A 13,955-nucleotide genomic window follows, 5' to 3' on the forward strand; every position below is an offset into this window, starting at 1 on the left:
CCGGACGCAGAGACCGGGCTTTCGCCGACGGCCATGGCTCCCCATATAAGTTCAATCGCTGGCAAGCAGGCCAAAGGCCCCTCGCGCCGCTTCATAATCCGAGAGGAAATCGCCGATGAGTGACGAGCCAGCTACCAGTCCGGAGGGCGCCCCGGTCGCCGAACGCAAGACCACGCCGTTCCGCAAGAAATTTTCCAGCGCGCGCATGCCTGCCGACAGCGCCGAACGGCAGGGCCGCGTAACCACGCTGGCGTGGCGCCTGCTGGGCGGGCGCGACGAAGCGATGGCGTTCCTGAACAACCATGACGAAATGCTGGGCGGGCGCCCGCTGGACCTCGCAGTCGCCAGCGTCGAAGGTTGCGAGGCCGTCGAACGCGCGATCGCCGCCAAAGCCGCGGCCTGACACCCGCCGGCGCGGGAATCTAGTGCAGCAGCGCGATTCCCGCGTGGAGCGTCAGCGCGACCAGCGCGAACGTCGACAGCACGAACAGGCCGAAGCGCACCGCCACCTTGTTGTAGGTCGCCTGGACGAGGCTGTGGACGATGCGCAAGCCGACATAGGTCCAGGCGATCCACGCATTGATGCCGTCGCCGCTGCCGAGCAGCGCCAGCGCGAGGCAGATCGCGTAGAACAAAGTCGGCTGTTCCATCAGGTGGATGTAATTGTGCGCGGGCCATTGCACGCGCTCGTCGACCATGCCGTCGAGAATGCCGGGGCGGCCGCCGCGCGCCTTCGACATGTCGATCCCGGCCTTTTTGAGCGCGGGCAGGCGGATCGCCATCATCCAGACGAGCATGACGAGCGACCAGGCGACGAGCGCCACGACGGGCGCGAGAATCTGGCTGTGCATTCGGGTCCCCTCCGATTGTCCGGCGAGGCTGCCGCAACCGGTTCGGGAATGCAACGAACCTAGTGCTTCGCCGTCCAGCGCGCGAAAAGCTCGGGCCATAACCGGCCGGGGAAATCGGCCGGCAAGTGCAGCGCGCCAAAGCCGTGGCCGCCCTTCTCGAAGATATGCGCCTCGACCGGCACGTTCGCGGCGCGGCATTTCTCGATCGTCACCAGGCTCTGCGCTACCGGCACGGTGCCGTCGTCGACGGCGTGGACGAGGAAGATCGGAGGTGTCGCGGAGGTGATCCGATCGCTGGTTTCATAGCGGGCGAGCAGCGCGGGATCCTTGCTGTCGCCGAGCAGCATTCCGGACGAGCGGCTGTTGAGGCCAGCGGTGCTGAACGACACGACCGGATAGACGAGCCCGGCAAAGGAGGGACGGGCGCTCTGCCCGTCCATGGCGTCGATGGGCGCATAGACGGGATCGGCATGCCCGACCGCGAGCGAGGCGCCGAGATGACCGCCGGCGGAGAAGCCGCAAATGCCGAGCTTCGCCGGATCCACGCCATATCTGGCCGCATTGGCGCGGATCAGCCGCATCGCGCGCTGGGCGTCCTGCAGGGGCACGTCGGCGCGGTTGGTCCAGCCTTCGCCGGGAAGGCGATAGGCGAGGACGAATACGGTGATGCCGTGCGGCGTGAGTGCCTTGGCGACGTCGACGCCTTCATTCTCGATCGAGACGAAGTTGTAGCCGCCGCCCGGGATCGAGAGGACCGCCCGGCCGTCGGGTCTGGCCGGGCGATAGACGCCGACCATCGGTTCGGAGACGCCGCGCAGCCAGAGCTCCTTGAAGCTGCCGTTGACGGTGAAGTCGTTGGCCGGGAGTGGATTGGGCGCGCCCGGAGGGGTGCCGGGCCAGAGCTTGAAATGCTCGCGCGGGGGCCAAGCGGCGGTGCCGGTGCCAAGGACATAGGGAGTCGGTGCGCTCTGCGCGCGGGCGGCGGCGGGGGCCAGCGTAAGCGCGGCGGCACCCCGATCAGCGTGCGGCGGTCAATCGGCATGCGGCATCCTCCCTGTTTTCGGCAAACCTAGCGCGTCGGTGTCAGTGGGCAAGACAGTTGCGGCGAACGGCTAGTTCGCCTTTTTCTGGAGCGCGGCGATGGCGCGGGGGCGGTCTTGTGGCCCTGGAGCGCGGCGCGGCGGAGCAAAGCGAGCGCCTTGCTCACGTCCTTGCCGCCGCCTTCGCCCTTGGCGAGCATCGCGGCGAGATTGAACATCCCATCGGCATCGTCGCCCGCGGCGCCGGCCTCGAACCATTTGCGTGCGATGGCGAGATCTCGGGGCACCAGCTTACCCTCGTAGAAATAGGTGCCCATCGCGACCTTGGCGGCGGCGTTTCCGCCCAGCGCGGCGGTCTTGTAGAAGCCCATTGCCAGTTCGGGATCGGCCTTGACCTCTTCGCCGAGATCATAAGCGCGGGCCAGCGCATACAGCGCGCCGGCATGGCCGTTGCGCGCCGCAGCCTGATACCAGCCGAGCGCGGCCTTGCGGTCCTGCGGCACGCCGTCCTCGCCCTCCCACAGGATGTCGGCGAGCGCGACCTGCGCGCCGGGGTGATCGAGCTTCGCGGCTCGTTTGTAATAGCCGACCGCCCTGGCCACGTCGCGCGGCGTGTCCACGCCTTCGAAATAGATGTCGCCGAGCCGCTTCATCGCGGGGATATGGCCGACATCGCCGGCGCGATCATACCATTTGCGGGCCTCGGCCGGGTCTTTCCCGACGGCGCCGAAGCCGGCGCTGTAGACATTGGCGAGGATCACCGCGGCTTCGCCGACCGCGGTGTTGCGATCGGGCTGGCGCGGATCGAACATCGGCGTTTCGTTCTGCGGGTTGAACGGGGCTGTCGCCACCTTCTTGAGCCATTTGACGCCTTCGACCGGATCCGATTTGTCGCCCAGACCCTGGAGAGTGATCTTGCCGACGAACAGAGCGGCTTCGTCACCGCCCTCGCGCATCTGGAGCTTGTTGGCGGCCTTGCGGAACCAGTCGAGCGCTTCGCCGTAGCGGCCCTGATCGAAAAGCGCGAAGCCCATCGGCAGCGTCTGGTCACGGCTGGCGATGAACGAGCGTGCCTGGAGATAGCGGGCGTTCGCCGCCCCAACGCGCCATTCGGGGCTGGCCATCGGCGCGCCCTTTTCCGAATCGCCGCTGTTCGCCGCGATGAACCCGGTGTTGCCGCCGCTCGCACTGGTGTCGCCGACGCCACGTGCATAGGCGCCGCGGCACGCCGCGATTGCGGAGACGAGGCTGTTCTGGTCGAGCGATGCGGCGGTGCCTCCGTCCGCAGCGGTATCGTCGAGGGCGCTGGGGCCGAAGCTGGTCGCCACATCGCCGCCCGCGACGTCGCGCATGCCGAAGCGCGATTTGGCAAGGTCCGGCAACGGCGAGCCGGGAGGCACCGAAGGCGGCGCGCTGTAGTCGGGGCTTCGAGTAAGTCGCGTCGGCAAATAGGCGCGGTTGGCCATTCCGGATGCGCGCAGGAACGGATCGCGCGCGAGGACCTCGCAAGTCGAAGAGCGCGGCGCCTCGGCGGTAGGCATGCGCTGGCCGGTCACCTTGAGCTGGTCCTGATCGCCGGGCTCTTCGGATTGCGCCGGCGGGGAAGGCGCAGTCTGCGCATGGCTTTGCCCCGCGGCGAGCAAGGCGCTGCCGATCAACATCGCCCAGTTCCGGATCATAGGCACTCTCCCGGCACTTGTTCTGCGGAAGGGCTATCATGGACCCGTCGGGGACGGAATAGAACGCGCCACATGGCAAAACGGCCGGGGATCGCTCCCCGGCCGCTTCTTTTGTCCATCGCCTCAGGCGAAGAGCTTCGCCCAACCACGCTTGGCGCGGTCCTTCCAGTGGCCGCGGTGGTACGCGTCCGAGGCGAGGAGCGGCATCACGCTGCCCGCTTCGGCGAAGACCATCTGCTCGATGCCGGTATTGACCTTGCCCCACGATGCCGCCTCCTGCAGCGTCGAGGACGAGCAGGCGCCGTCGCGGACGTCGGCGACGGTGATCTGGACCGCATATTTGTGGACGGCAACGTCCTCGTGGCCGAGGATCTCGGCACAGACGACGGTATCCTGGATGAAGTTCTTCGGCACGCCGCCGCCGATCATCAGCAGGCCGGTGGTGCCCGCCGCGATCTTGATGTCGGTCAGCTCGCGGAAATCCGCGACCGCGTCGATCATCAGATACGGGCGGCCTTCCTTGGCCGCGTCGACCTGGTGCTTGACGAGGCCGAAGCCGGCCGAGCTGTCGACGAAGGCCGGGCAAAAGATCGGCACGTCATGCTCGTAAGCGAGCTTGACGAGGCTGTTCTCCTTCTTGCCGTGCTCGACGAGATACTTGCCCATCTCGCGGATGAACGCGCGGCTCGAATAGGCCTTGGGCTCGAGGCTCTCGGCGATCTCGAAGATCGTGTGATCGACGTTCTGAAGATCGGTTTCGTCGATGTACGTGTCGTAGATGCGGTCGATGTAGAGCGAGCGCAGCGTGTCGTCGTCGGGGATCTCGAGCGCCTGATAATGCTTGTGGCCGAGGCCCTCGAAGAAATCCATGTCGACGATGGTCGCGCCGGTGGCGACGATGCCGTCGACCATGTTGTTGCGCACCAGCTCGGCATAGAGGTCCATGCAGCCGCCCGCCGAGGTCGATCCGGCGATGACGAGGAAGATCGTGCAATCCTTGTCGGCCAGCATCTGGTTGTAGATGTTGGTCGCGCGGCCGAGATCGCGGCTGGTGAAGCTCATATCGGCCATCGCATCGACGATCGGGCGCGCGTCGAACTTGGTGATGTCGATATGCTTGACCTGCTTCGACAGCAATTCCGCCTTGCGGGTGTCGTTGATCGGCGGATTGGCCGCAGCGGTCTTGGTGAGGGTGTCGGTCATGGGATTCCCATCTTCATGGCCGTCGTCATTCAAAGGGGACGCGGAAACCCGTGAGGAGGCGGAGCGCGCAGCACCCCGCCTTCCGATTCGCTATTGGTCAGCCGTTACAGCTTGACGACGTTGTTCGCCACGGCGGGTTCTTCAACCTCGGTGTAGAGCGACACCATCGGCTCGTCGTCGACGATCACCGTCTGGTCCGATCCGAAGCCGTTGAACGCGGTGCGCATTGCCGAACCATAGGCGCCGAGCATGCCGATCTCGATATAGTCGCCGGCACGGATGTCGGCTGGGAGCAGGAACGGGCCTGCCATGTGATCGAGATCGTCGCAGGTCGGGCCGTAAAAGCTGAACTCCATATCCTTGGCGTTCGAATCCGGCTCGCGAAGGAGGCTGACCGGGAAGCGCCAGCCGACATGCGCGGCATCGAACAGCGCGCCATAGGCGCCGTCGTTGATGTAGAGTTCGGCACCACGGCGACGCTCGACGCGGACGATCAGCGAGCTGTATTCCGCGCAGAGCGCGCGGCCGGGCTCGCACCACAGCTCCGACGAATAGCTGACTGGCAGCGATCTCGAACGCGCGGTGGATCGTCGCGAAATAACGCTCGAGCGGCGGCGGCTCCATGCCGGGGTACGACGAGGGGAACCCGCCGCCGACATCGATCACGTCGACGGTGACGGCAGCCTCGACGATCGCGGCGCGGACGCGCTCCATCGCATTGGCATAGGCTTCGGGCGACATCGCCTGGCTGCCGACATGGAAGCAGATGCCAAGAGCATCGGCGACCTGACGGGCGGCCATCAGCAATTCCTTCGATCTGCCGGGGCCCGCGCCGAACTTGGAGGCGAGGCTGAGCTTCGAATGGTCCGACGAGACGCGCAGCCGCACGCAGAGCGTCAGGTCCTCGGCGCCCTTGGTGGCGGCGACGATCTTGTCGAGCTCTTCGAGCGAATCCAGGCTGAAGACACGGACGCCGTGCGTAAAATACGCCTCTGCGATCGCTTCCTCGGCCTTGACCGGGTGCATGAAGCAGAGCGTCGCATCGGGCAGCGTCGATGCGACGAGACGCACCTCGACAATCGAGGCGACATCGTAATGCGTGACACCGCTATCCCACAGGATCTGCAGCAGATCCGGAGACGGGTTTGCCTTCACGGCATACATCGAGCGGCCCGGGAACTTCTCGACGAAGAAGCGGGCGGCACGCGATGCGGCGTGCGGACGAGTCAGCGTTACCGGCTGAACCGGGCGCTGGCTGGCGATGTCGATACCGCGAAGTGCGGTCGATTGGGCCGACGCTAGCCCCAGCGCGCTAAGATGCTTGTGCAATTCAAGGGACCTCCAAATGCCTCGCGGCAAACATTGACGAAAAGCTGCCTTGCGGTTGGAAGTCCCATGGGGCAGCGGAAGGCGGCATTTAGGGACGAGGTCCCCCATGTAAAGTGATTCGGTATCCGGAAATGTACGGCGGGGTTAAACTGTGACGATTGTGCGACAGCCTACCCGGGCGGGGGTTCGTGACGCTGCAGCGAAAATTGCGGCAATCCTGCCGCAAACCCCTCTGTTTACAGCGGAAATTCGCGGGCATCTGGTGTGCTTCAAGGCGGAATCGCTGCAGCCGGTCGGTGCGTTCAAGATCCGCGGGGCATGGCATCGGCTGACCGCGTTGGACGCCGAGGCACGCGAACGGGGCGTCGTCGCCTTTTCGTCGGGGAATCATGCGCAGGAGTCGCCTGGGCGGCGAAGCGGCTGGGCATCCCGGCGGTGATCGTGATGCCGGCCGATGCGCCCAAGGTGAAGCTCGACGCGACGCTGGCGATGGGCGCGGAGGTCGTGAAGTACGACCGCGACACCGAGAGCCGCGAGAAGATCGCCGCGCATCTGGCGCATGCGCGCGGCGCAGTCCTCGTCCCGAGCTTCGACGACCCCTGGATCATCGAGGGGCAGGGAGTGCCGGGATCGAGGCGATGACCCAGATGATCGAGATGAAGCTGCCCGATCCTTCGAACGTGGTGGTGCCGTGCGGCGGTGGCGGTTTCGCCGCCGGACTGGCGCTGGCACTCCCCGATGCGGAGATCATCGTGGCCGAGCCGGAGGGCTGGGACGATATGCGCCGCAGCCTCGAAGCGGGATGGATCGAGCCGGTGGGCGACGATCCGCCGCCCACTGCGTGCGATGCGCTGCAGACGAAGCAAGTCTCGCCGCTCACCTTCGACGTGCTCAGCCGGCGGGGCGCGACCAGGTCGCGGTGAGCGAGGCCGAGATCCGGCACGCACAGCGCTGGTCGGCGGCGAAGCTGCGGCTGGTGCTCGAACCCGGCGGATCGGCGGCGCTGGCGGCCCTGCTGGCCGGCAAGGTCGATGCGAAGCCGGGATTGCTGGTGATGCTTTCGGGCGGCAATGCCGATCCGGACGCCTATGCGGCGGTGCTGGGATCGGAAAACTGATGAAGGAAACTCCGTTCGGCGCGGTTCTCGCCAATGTGATGAGCGTCGGCGCGCGCGGGCTCGGCTGGTTCCTCTGGTATTTCCTGCGGCTGATCTATCGCGGCGAACCGAGGGTGATTGCGGGATTCGTAAGCGCGGGGTTGCTCATCGCCGCACTGGTTTGGGCGATCGTGCGATGATGGATCCGCAACTCAATCCGCTGCTGCTGAGCATCGCCGTGGTGGCGATGTTCGCACTGGTCTGGGGCGGCGTGCGGACGTGGCGTGGCGGCGACCGGCAGAAGGGCGTGCTGATGGTGATCTGCGCGCTCGTGCTGCTGGGGAATCTGCTGATCTGGTCGCTGTGAATTCCCTCTCCCCTTGTGGGAGAGGGAGGGAGGCGACGCAGTCGGCGGAAGGGTGAGGGGGACGCCGGGCCTCACTCCCCTCATCCTTCCCACTCGCTTCGCGAGCGGGCCCCTTCCTTCTCCCACAAGGGGAGAAGGAGTTAGTTTCACCGAATCGGCGAGTTGGGGTCGAGCCGCATGTCGAGATAGCGGTCCACCGAGCCCATCAATTGCTCCATCTCGTCCTGGAAGAAATGGTTCGCTTGCGGGATCGTGTCGTGATGGATGGTGATGTGCTTCTGCGTGCGCAATTTGTCGACCAGCTTCTGGGTCGCGGCCGGAGTCGCGACTTCGTCGCCTTCGCCCTGGATGATGATGCCCGAGGAAGGGCAGGGCGCGAGGAAGCTGAAATCATACATGTTTGCCGGCGGGGCGACCGAGATGAAGCCGCGGATCTCCGGGCGGCGCATCAGCAGCTGCATGCCGATCCACGCGCCGAAGCTGACGCCGGCGATCCAGGTGGTCGAGGCTTCGGGGTGGAAGCTCTGCACCCAGTCGAGTGCGCTGGCGGCATCCGAGAGCTCACCGATGCCGTTGTCGAACGTGCCCTGGCTCTTGCCGACGCCGCGGAAATTGAAGCGCAGGGTCGCGAAGCCGCGGCGCTGGAAGGTCTTGTAGAGCTCCTGGACGATGCGGTTGTTCATCGTGCCGCCCGCATTGGGGTGCGGATGGAGGATCATCGCCACGGGCGCGCGCGGACGCGGAGCGGGGCGAAACGGCCTTCGAGACGGCCTTCGGGACCGGGGAAAATGACTTCGGGCAATGTGGCCTGCCTTGAATTGGGTGCGCGCAGTGGAGCGCGGGGAGTTGCGCGCTATATAGGCAGCGCCGCCCTTCACGCAATTGGAACCAACTTGGCCGACCGTATCTATCTGGACCATGCCGCAACGACACCGATGACCGAAGCCGCCACGGCGGCGGTGATCGAGGGCATGGCGCGCTGGGCCAACCCTCGTCGCCGCATGCCGAGGGGCGTGCGGCACGGGCGGCGCTGGAGGCGGCACGAATGAAGATCGCCGCGGCTTATGGCTGGGCGCACGAACTCGTGCTGACCTCCGGAGCGAGCGAATCGCTGCACATGGCGCTGACGCGATCCATGGCCGAGCACCGGCTGATCACCGCGGTGGAGCATGATTCGGTGCTGCGCCACTCCGAAGGCGCAAAGGTATTGCCGGTGGATGCGAACGGCATCCTCGATTTAGAGGCGCTGCAGGGAGCGCTGGCGGGACGCGGGCGGACGTTGCTCTGCGTGCAATGGGCGAACAGCGAGACCGGGGTGCGCCAGCCGATCGCGGCGATCGCCGAAATGGTGCATGCGGCGGGCGGCATCCTGCTCGTCGATGCGGCGCAGATGCCGGCGCATGCGGACGAGGCGGTGCTCCGCCATGCCGATCTGGTCGCGGTCTCGGCGCACAAGCGCGGCGGGCCGCCGGGGATCGGCGCGCTGCTGGTGCGCGACTTCGGGACGCTGCTGCCGATGGGCGGACAGGAAAAGGGATATCGCGCGGGGACCGAGAATCTGCCCGGCGCGCTGGGCTATGCCGCGGCCGTGAGCGAGGCCGAGGATCTGGCACGGATGGCGGGCCTTCGTGCCGGGCTGGAGCAGGCGATCCGCGACGCGGGCGGTGCAGTCGTGGGCGAGGCGAGCCCGCGCAGCCCGATGATCGGCGCATATCGCATGCCGGGAGTGTCCTCCGCGGCACAGCTCATCCGGTTCGACCTGGGCGGAATCTCGGTCTCGGCCGGAAGCGCCTGTTCTTCGGGGAGCATGCGGCCGAGCCATGTACTCTCGGCGATGGGCTGGAGCGAACCGGCCTTGCGCGAAGTCGTGCGGGTGAGCTTCGGGCGAGGCACGACCGAGGCCGAGGTCGATGCGTTCGCGGCACTCTGGCGCAGGACCGCCGACGAGGCACGGGCGCGCGCGGCATGATCTATCTCGATTATCAGGCGACGACGCCGCTCGCACCCGAAGCGCTCGCCGCAATGCTCCCCTGGCTCGAGAGCCAGCACGCCAATCCCCACTCCGCCCACGCGCCCGGCCGGGCTGCAAAGGCAGCAGTGGAGGCGGCGCGCGACGATGTCGCCGCGCTGATGCCCGCGGGGGGATGGTGAGCTTCACCAGCGGTGCGACCGAGGCGCTCAATTGGGCGATCAAGGGCACGACGGGCGCGATCGTCACGCTGGCGACCGAACATGCCGCAGTGCTCGACACGGTCGAGGCCGAGGCGCGCAAGGGACGCGACGTCACTGTGCTGTCGCTCGGCAGCGACGGGCTGGTCGATCTCGCCGCGGCGCGTGCGGCGATCCGGCCGGGGACAGGGCTGGTCGCGGCGATGCTGGTCAACAACGAGATCGGGACGATCCAGCCGGTCGAGCAATTGGCCGAACTGGCAAAGGCGGCCGGCGCGCTGCTCTTGTGCGACGCGGTGCAAGGCTATGGCCGCGTGCTGATCCCCGAAGGCTGCGACCTCGTCGCCGTGTCGGCGCACAAGATTCATGGGCCGAAGGGGTGGGAGCGCTGTGGATCCGCGACGGCGTGACGCTCGATCCGCTGCTGCACGGCGGCGGGCAGGAGCCGGCGGGGCGATCGGGCACACTCTCGCCCGCTCTGTGCGCCGGTTTCGGCGCGGCGGCGCGGCTCGCGAAGCAGCGTTTCGGGGCGGACCATGCCCATGCCGAACAACTTTTCCGCGCGGCGCTGGCGCATCTCGATGGCGATTGGGTCCTCAACGGCTCGCGCGACGAGCGCTATCACGGAAATCTCAACATCCGCCGCAAGGGGCTCGACGTCGCGCGGCTGATGTCCGATCTGCGCGACATCGCCTTTTCGGCCGGTTCGGCCTGCGCCAGCGGGTCGGGACGGCCGAGCCACGTCCTGCGCGCCATCGGGCTTGGCGATGCCGAGGCGCGATCGAGCATCCGGCTGGGCTTCGGTCGCTATACGACCGAAGAAGAGCTGCTGACGGCGCTCGACCGGATCATCGCCGCGTCGCGATCCCAGAAGGTTGCGGCATGATCCGGGTGCGGTTCGTCAGTACCGAGGGCAACAGCCGAGACGTCGAGGCCGAAGCGGGCGCGATCCTGCTCGAAGTGGCGCAGAATGACGGACAGCCGCTGGAGGGCACCTGCGAAGGACAGATGTCGTGCTCGACCTGCCACGTCATCGTCGCGCCCGAGGATTTCGCCCGGCTGCCGCGCGCGAGCGAGGAGGAGGAGGACATGCTCGACCTCGCGATCGGCGCGGCGCGGACCAGCCGGCTCGCCTGCCAGATCGTGCTTTCGCCCGAGCTCGACGGGCTGACCGTGCGGATGCCCCCGAGCACCGCGACATGCAGGGGCGCTGACTGATCCACGTTGCGATTTTCGGAACGGCGCGCGCGCCGGGTAGTTTCAGCGCCGTGTCGAAGCGGACGATCAGCCAGGCCCTTTATGTGATCGGCTGCCGTATCTCGGACGCCGGCGCGAACGTCGCGGGGCATCCGATGGCGCAGATCGTGCTGGTGCTCTTCTGCCTCGCCTGGTTCCTGTTGCCGCTCGGCGACAAGGCGACGGCGGTGCTCACGCTGGTGCTGTCGGTGCTGGCGATCACGCTCACCCAGATGGTCCTCAATCAGCAGAAACGGCACGAGGCGGCGCTGCACCTCAAGATCGACGAGCTGATCCACGCGATGAAGGGCGCGCGCGACGAAGTGATGGGGATCGAGACCGCGAGCGAATCCGAACTCGAGGCGCTGCGCATCACCGGCGACAAGGCCGGGGAGGTCCTCGCGAAACGTCGCGGCAAGCCTGTCGTCACCACCGACCCGAATGGCCCTGAGACTTGAGCAACGCGCGGAACAACGCCGCCGTTTCGGGATTGTAACGGCCTTGGGGTTTTCGCCCCGAGGTCAGGAGAGAGCCATATGAAAATCCTCACCCTAATCGCAGCCGCCGCCGCGGCGGTTCTGGCGGTCCCGGCCGCATCCGCCGCTACCGTCGCCGCACCCGGCGTCATATCGGTCGCCAGCTTTGCCGCCAGCGCGCCCGCCGCGCAGAGCGGCCGCTGGGAGCGCGAACGCCGATACGAACGCCGCACCACCAACCGGCATCGCCGCGCTGCCTGGCGGACGAGCTGCACGCGCAAATGGCGCAACGGCCACCGCGTCCGCATCTGCCGCAAGATACGCTATTGGCGCTGAGCAAAAGCGCGGGGGCGCGTATGCGCGCTCCCGCACTTGCCTAAGCCGCGGACTTTGCCCATATGCGCCGCGGGAGTCGGGCGGACGATGCCGTCGCCAACCCGGTCAGATCCGGAAGGAAGCAGCCGTAACGATTTCGTGTCGGGTCGTCCCGGCTCCCACCATTCCTTGAAGACGCAGAGCCCTCGGCCCGCTAGTCTGGCGCGCAATGTCTGATTCCTTTCTCGGCCTCGACGAACCGCCCCAGCCCAAGCAGGAGGCGTATCGCGTCCTCGCGCGCAAATACCGCCCGCAGACCTTTTCCGAGCTGATCGGGCAGGATGCGATGGTCACCACGCTCGGCAATGCGATTCGGCGCGACCGGCTGGCGCACGCTTTCCTGCTCACCGGCGTCCGCGGGGTCGGCAAGACCTCGACCGCGCGGCTGATCGCCAAGGCATTGAACTGCATCGGGCCCGACGGGCAGGGCGGGCCGACGATCGATCCGTGCGGCGTGTGCGAGCCGTGCCGCGCAATCGCAGAGGGACGCCATATCGACGTGATCGAAATGGACGCCGCCAGCCATACCGGCATCGACGATATCCGCGAGATCATCGAGGCGTCGCGTTATTCGGCGGTCTCGGCGCGCTACAAGATCTACATCATCGACGAAGTCCATATGCTCTCCAAGGCCGCGTTCAACGGCCTGCTCAAGACGCTCGAGGAGCCGCCGGCGCATGTGAAGTTCCTGTTCGCCACGACCGAGGTGAACAAGGTGCCGGTAACGGTGCTGTCGCGCTGCCAGCGCTTCGACCTGCGGCGGATTCCGGCGGAGAAACTGGCGGAGCATTTCGCGCGCGTCTCGGCGGCTGAGGGTGTCGAGGTCGAGCCCGAGGCGATGGCATTGATCGCGCGCGCGGCGGAGGGGTCGGCGCGCGACGGGCTGTCGATCCTCGATCAGGCGATCGCCCATGCCGGTCTCGAAGGCGGCGGGGTGCGTGCCGAGGCTGTCAGCGCTATGCTGGGCCTTTCGGATAGGGGCGCGATCCGCTCGCTGTTCGGGCTGCTGCTCGCGGGCGACGCTATCGGCGCGCTGGCGGCGCTGCGCGAGCAATATGATCTCGGCGTCGATCCGCAGGCAGTGCTGCGCACCTTGCTCGAAACCGTCCACGGCGTAACCCTCGCCAAGCTCGGCACCGCGGCAACCACTGGGCAATCTGCCGAGGAGTTGAAGGCGCTGCGGGACTGGGCGGCAGGTCTCTCCTTCCCGGCGCTGCACCGGCTCTGGCAATTGCTGCTGCGCGGGCATGACGAAGTCGCGAAGGCGGCACTGCCGATCGAAGCGTGCGAGATGGCGCTGCTGCGCGTGATCCACGCCTCGCAACTGCCTGATCCGGGGGATCTCGCGCGGCAGCTGGCGAACGGCAGCGTCAGCGCGCCGACGCCTGCAGCGGCATCGACGAAGCCTGCCGAGCCCGCAATGCCTTCGAGCATAGCCGAGCTGGCCGCGCATCTGGAGATGGGCAAGCGCTTCCAGCTCGCGCAACAGGTGCGCGACTATCTGCGGCCGGTGCGGTTCGAGGGATCCGAATTCGAGTTCGGCGCGGCGCGCGAGCTGCCGCACGACTTCGTTCGCGAATTGGGAGCGGCCCTTCGCGAGGCGACAGGGGTCAATTGGCGCCTGAAGTGCGTTGAGGAAGCTGCGGCGCCGACGCTGCGCGAGGAGCAGGCGGCGGGCGAGGCTGCCGAGCGCGCGGCGGTGCTGGCGTCGCCTGTGGTCGCCGCAGCGATGCAAGCCTTTCCCGAAGCCGAGCTGATCGGCTGGAACAATGTACGGAGTAACCAGGCATGAAGAGCCTCGAAGACATCATGGCGATGGCGCAGAACGTCCAGAACGAACTGACCAAGGCGCAGGCGACGCTCGACACGATCGAAGTCGAGGGTGCGTCGGGCGGCGGGCTGGTCAAGGTCAAGGCGAGCGCCAAGGGCCGGATCATCGGAGTCGATATCGACAGAATCGCTGCTGGCGCCGTCCGAAAAGGGCATGCTCGAGGATCTGGTCGCCGCGGCCTTCAACGACGCACGTGCCAAGGCCGACGCGGCATCGGCGGCCGAAATGTCCAAGATGAGCAGCGGTTTGCCCCTGCCGCCGGGCTTCAAGCTGCCCTTCTAAACGAGGCCGAAGCGGAACAAT

At 66.9% G+C, this 13,955-nt stretch carries 11 protein-coding genes, 1 other RNA gene and 7 pseudogenes; 13 read left to right on the plus strand and 6 right to left on the minus strand.

The annotated features are described in order from the left end of the window. Positions 1 to 115: 115 nt before the first annotated feature. Positions 116 to 403, plus strand: a complete 288-nt coding sequence (locus PIB19_RS01780) for an antitoxin Xre/MbcA/ParS toxin-binding domain-containing protein (RefSeq protein WP_271239437.1) — start codon at positions 116 to 118, stop codon at positions 401 to 403. 19 nt (positions 404 to 422) lie between these two features. Here PIB19_RS01780 and PIB19_RS01785 read toward each other — a convergent pair whose 3' ends face one another. The 5 genes and pseudogenes from PIB19_RS01785 to PIB19_RS01805 form a co-directional block, all read right to left on the minus strand. Then, positions 423 to 851: an MAPEG family protein gene (locus PIB19_RS01785; protein WP_271239438.1), complete on the minus strand. Its 429-nt coding sequence runs from the start codon at positions 849 to 851 to the stop codon at positions 423 to 425. A gap of 59 nt (positions 852 to 910) precedes the next feature. Then, positions 911 to 1,648 carry an alpha/beta hydrolase gene (locus tag PIB19_RS01790; RefSeq protein ID WP_271239439.1) on the minus strand — a complete coding sequence of 246 codons (738 nt, stop codon included), beginning with the start codon at positions 1,646 to 1,648 and terminating at the stop codon, positions 911 to 913. Between the two features lie 272 nt (positions 1,649 to 1,920). After that, complete coding sequence (locus tag PIB19_RS01795) at positions 1,921 to 3,570, minus strand: tetratricopeptide repeat protein (protein WP_271239440.1); 1,650 nt, start codon at positions 3,568 to 3,570, stop codon at positions 1,921 to 1,923. A 123-nt stretch (positions 3,571 to 3,693) separates the two neighbouring features. Then, complete coding sequence (locus PIB19_RS01800) at positions 3,694 to 4,773, minus strand: 1,9-bis(guanidino)-5-aza-nonane synthase (protein WP_271239441.1); 1,080 nt, start codon at positions 4,771 to 4,773, stop codon at positions 3,694 to 3,696. Positions 4,774 to 4,877: 104 nt separating this feature from the next. Further along, positions 4,878 to 6,102, minus strand: a pseudogene (locus tag PIB19_RS01805) (type III PLP-dependent enzyme). Between the two features lie 262 nt (positions 6,103 to 6,364). Here PIB19_RS01805 and PIB19_RS01810 point away from each other — a divergent pair. The 4 genes and pseudogenes from PIB19_RS01810 (at position 6,365) to PIB19_RS01825 (ending at position 7,565) form a co-directional block, all read left to right on the plus strand. Further along, positions 6,365 to 7,025, plus strand: a pseudogene (locus PIB19_RS01810) (threonine ammonia-lyase). Then, on the plus strand, positions 7,022 to 7,219 hold the full coding sequence (locus PIB19_RS01815; protein WP_271239442.1) for a hypothetical protein: 198 nt from the start codon (positions 7,022 to 7,024) through the stop codon (positions 7,217 to 7,219). The pseudogene PIB19_RS01810 and the gene PIB19_RS01815 overlap by 4 nt, the downstream one beginning before the upstream one ends. Beyond that, positions 7,219 to 7,398 carry a hypothetical protein gene (locus PIB19_RS01820; RefSeq protein ID WP_271239443.1) on the plus strand — a complete coding sequence of 60 codons (180 nt, stop codon included), beginning with the start codon at positions 7,219 to 7,221 and terminating at the stop codon, positions 7,396 to 7,398. The genes PIB19_RS01815 and PIB19_RS01820 overlap by 1 nt, the downstream gene beginning before the upstream one ends. Further along, complete coding sequence (locus PIB19_RS01825; protein WP_271239444.1) at positions 7,395 to 7,565, plus strand: hypothetical protein; 171 nt, start codon at positions 7,395 to 7,397, stop codon at positions 7,563 to 7,565. The genes PIB19_RS01820 and PIB19_RS01825 overlap by 4 nt, the downstream gene beginning before the upstream one ends. Before the next feature lie 146 nt (positions 7,566 to 7,711). Here PIB19_RS01825 and PIB19_RS01830 read toward each other — a convergent pair. Beyond that, positions 7,712 to 8,367 (minus strand): annotated as a pseudogene (locus PIB19_RS01830) (alpha/beta hydrolase). 91 nt (positions 8,368 to 8,458) lie between these two features. Between PIB19_RS01830 and PIB19_RS01835 the strand changes: the two are divergent. The 8 genes and pseudogenes from PIB19_RS01835 to PIB19_RS01870 all read left to right on the plus strand — a co-directional run bounded on the left by PIB19_RS01835 (position 8,459) and on the right by PIB19_RS01870 (position 13,934). Beyond that, positions 8,459 to 9,534 (plus strand): annotated as a pseudogene (locus PIB19_RS01835) (cysteine desulfurase family protein). After that, positions 9,531 to 10,620, plus strand: a pseudogene (locus PIB19_RS01840) (cysteine desulfurase family protein). The pseudogenes PIB19_RS01835 and PIB19_RS01840 overlap by 4 nt, the downstream one beginning before the upstream one ends. Next, positions 10,617 to 10,948: pseudogene (locus tag PIB19_RS01845) on the plus strand (2Fe-2S iron-sulfur cluster-binding protein). Before PIB19_RS01840 ends, PIB19_RS01845 begins: the two co-directional pseudogenes overlap by 4 nt. 54 nt (positions 10,949 to 11,002) lie before the next feature. Further along, positions 11,003 to 11,428 carry a low affinity iron permease family protein gene (locus PIB19_RS01850; RefSeq protein ID WP_271239446.1) on the plus strand — a complete coding sequence of 142 codons (426 nt, stop codon included), beginning with the start codon at positions 11,003 to 11,005 and terminating at the stop codon, positions 11,426 to 11,428. A gap of 78 nt (positions 11,429 to 11,506) precedes the next feature. After that, positions 11,507 to 11,782, plus strand: coding sequence for a hypothetical protein (locus tag PIB19_RS01855; RefSeq protein WP_271239447.1), 276 nt, complete (start codon positions 11,507 to 11,509; stop codon positions 11,780 to 11,782). 68 nt (positions 11,783 to 11,850) lie between these two features. After that, positions 11,851 to 11,948, plus strand: an RNA gene (gene ffs, locus PIB19_RS01860) — signal recognition particle sRNA small type. 42 nt (positions 11,949 to 11,990) lie between these two features. Next, a complete protein-coding gene (locus tag PIB19_RS01865) occupies positions 11,991 to 13,613 on the plus strand; it encodes a DNA polymerase III subunit gamma/tau (RefSeq protein WP_271239448.1) in 1,623 nt (540 codons plus the stop codon). Beyond that, positions 13,610 to 13,934 (plus strand): annotated as a pseudogene (locus PIB19_RS01870) (YbaB/EbfC family nucleoid-associated protein). Before PIB19_RS01865 ends, PIB19_RS01870 begins: the two are co-directional and overlap by 4 nt. Positions 13,935 to 13,955: the final 21 nt, after the last annotated feature.

Source organism: Sphingomonas sp. 7/4-4, from assembly GCF_027941955.1.
Lineage (GTDB): Bacteria > Pseudomonadota > Alphaproteobacteria > Sphingomonadales > Sphingomonadaceae > Sphingomonas.

Bases quoted from the DNA above. Each gene is read 5' to 3' on its own strand.
- PIB19_RS01780 (WP_271239437.1), top strand. From the start codon at position 116: ATGAGTGACGAGCCAGCTACCAGTCCGGAGGGCGCCCCGGTCGCCGAA.
- PIB19_RS01785 (WP_271239438.1), bottom strand. From the start codon at position 851: ATGCACAGCCAGATTCTCGCGCCCGTCGTGGCGCTCGTCGCCTGGTCG.
- PIB19_RS01790 (WP_271239439.1), bottom strand. From the start codon at position 1,648: ATGGTCGGCGTCTATCGCCCGGCCAGACCCGACGGCCGGGCGGTCCTC.
- PIB19_RS01795 (WP_271239440.1), bottom strand. From the start codon at position 3,570: ATGATCCGGAACTGGGCGATGTTGATCGGCAGCGCCTTGCTCGCCGCG.
- PIB19_RS01800 (WP_271239441.1), bottom strand. From the start codon at position 4,773: ATGACCGACACCCTCACCAAGACCGCTGCGGCCAATCCGCCGATCAAC.
- PIB19_RS01820 (WP_271239443.1), top strand. From the start codon at position 7,219: ATGAAGGAAACTCCGTTCGGCGCGGTTCTCGCCAATGTGATGAGCGTC.
- PIB19_RS01825 (WP_271239444.1), top strand. From the start codon at position 7,395: ATGATGGATCCGCAACTCAATCCGCTGCTGCTGAGCATCGCCGTGGTG.
- PIB19_RS01855 (WP_271239447.1), top strand. From the start codon at position 11,507: ATGAAAATCCTCACCCTAATCGCAGCCGCCGCCGCGGCGGTTCTGGCG.
- PIB19_RS01865 (WP_271239448.1), top strand. From the start codon at position 11,991: ATGTCTGATTCCTTTCTCGGCCTCGACGAACCGCCCCAGCCCAAGCAG.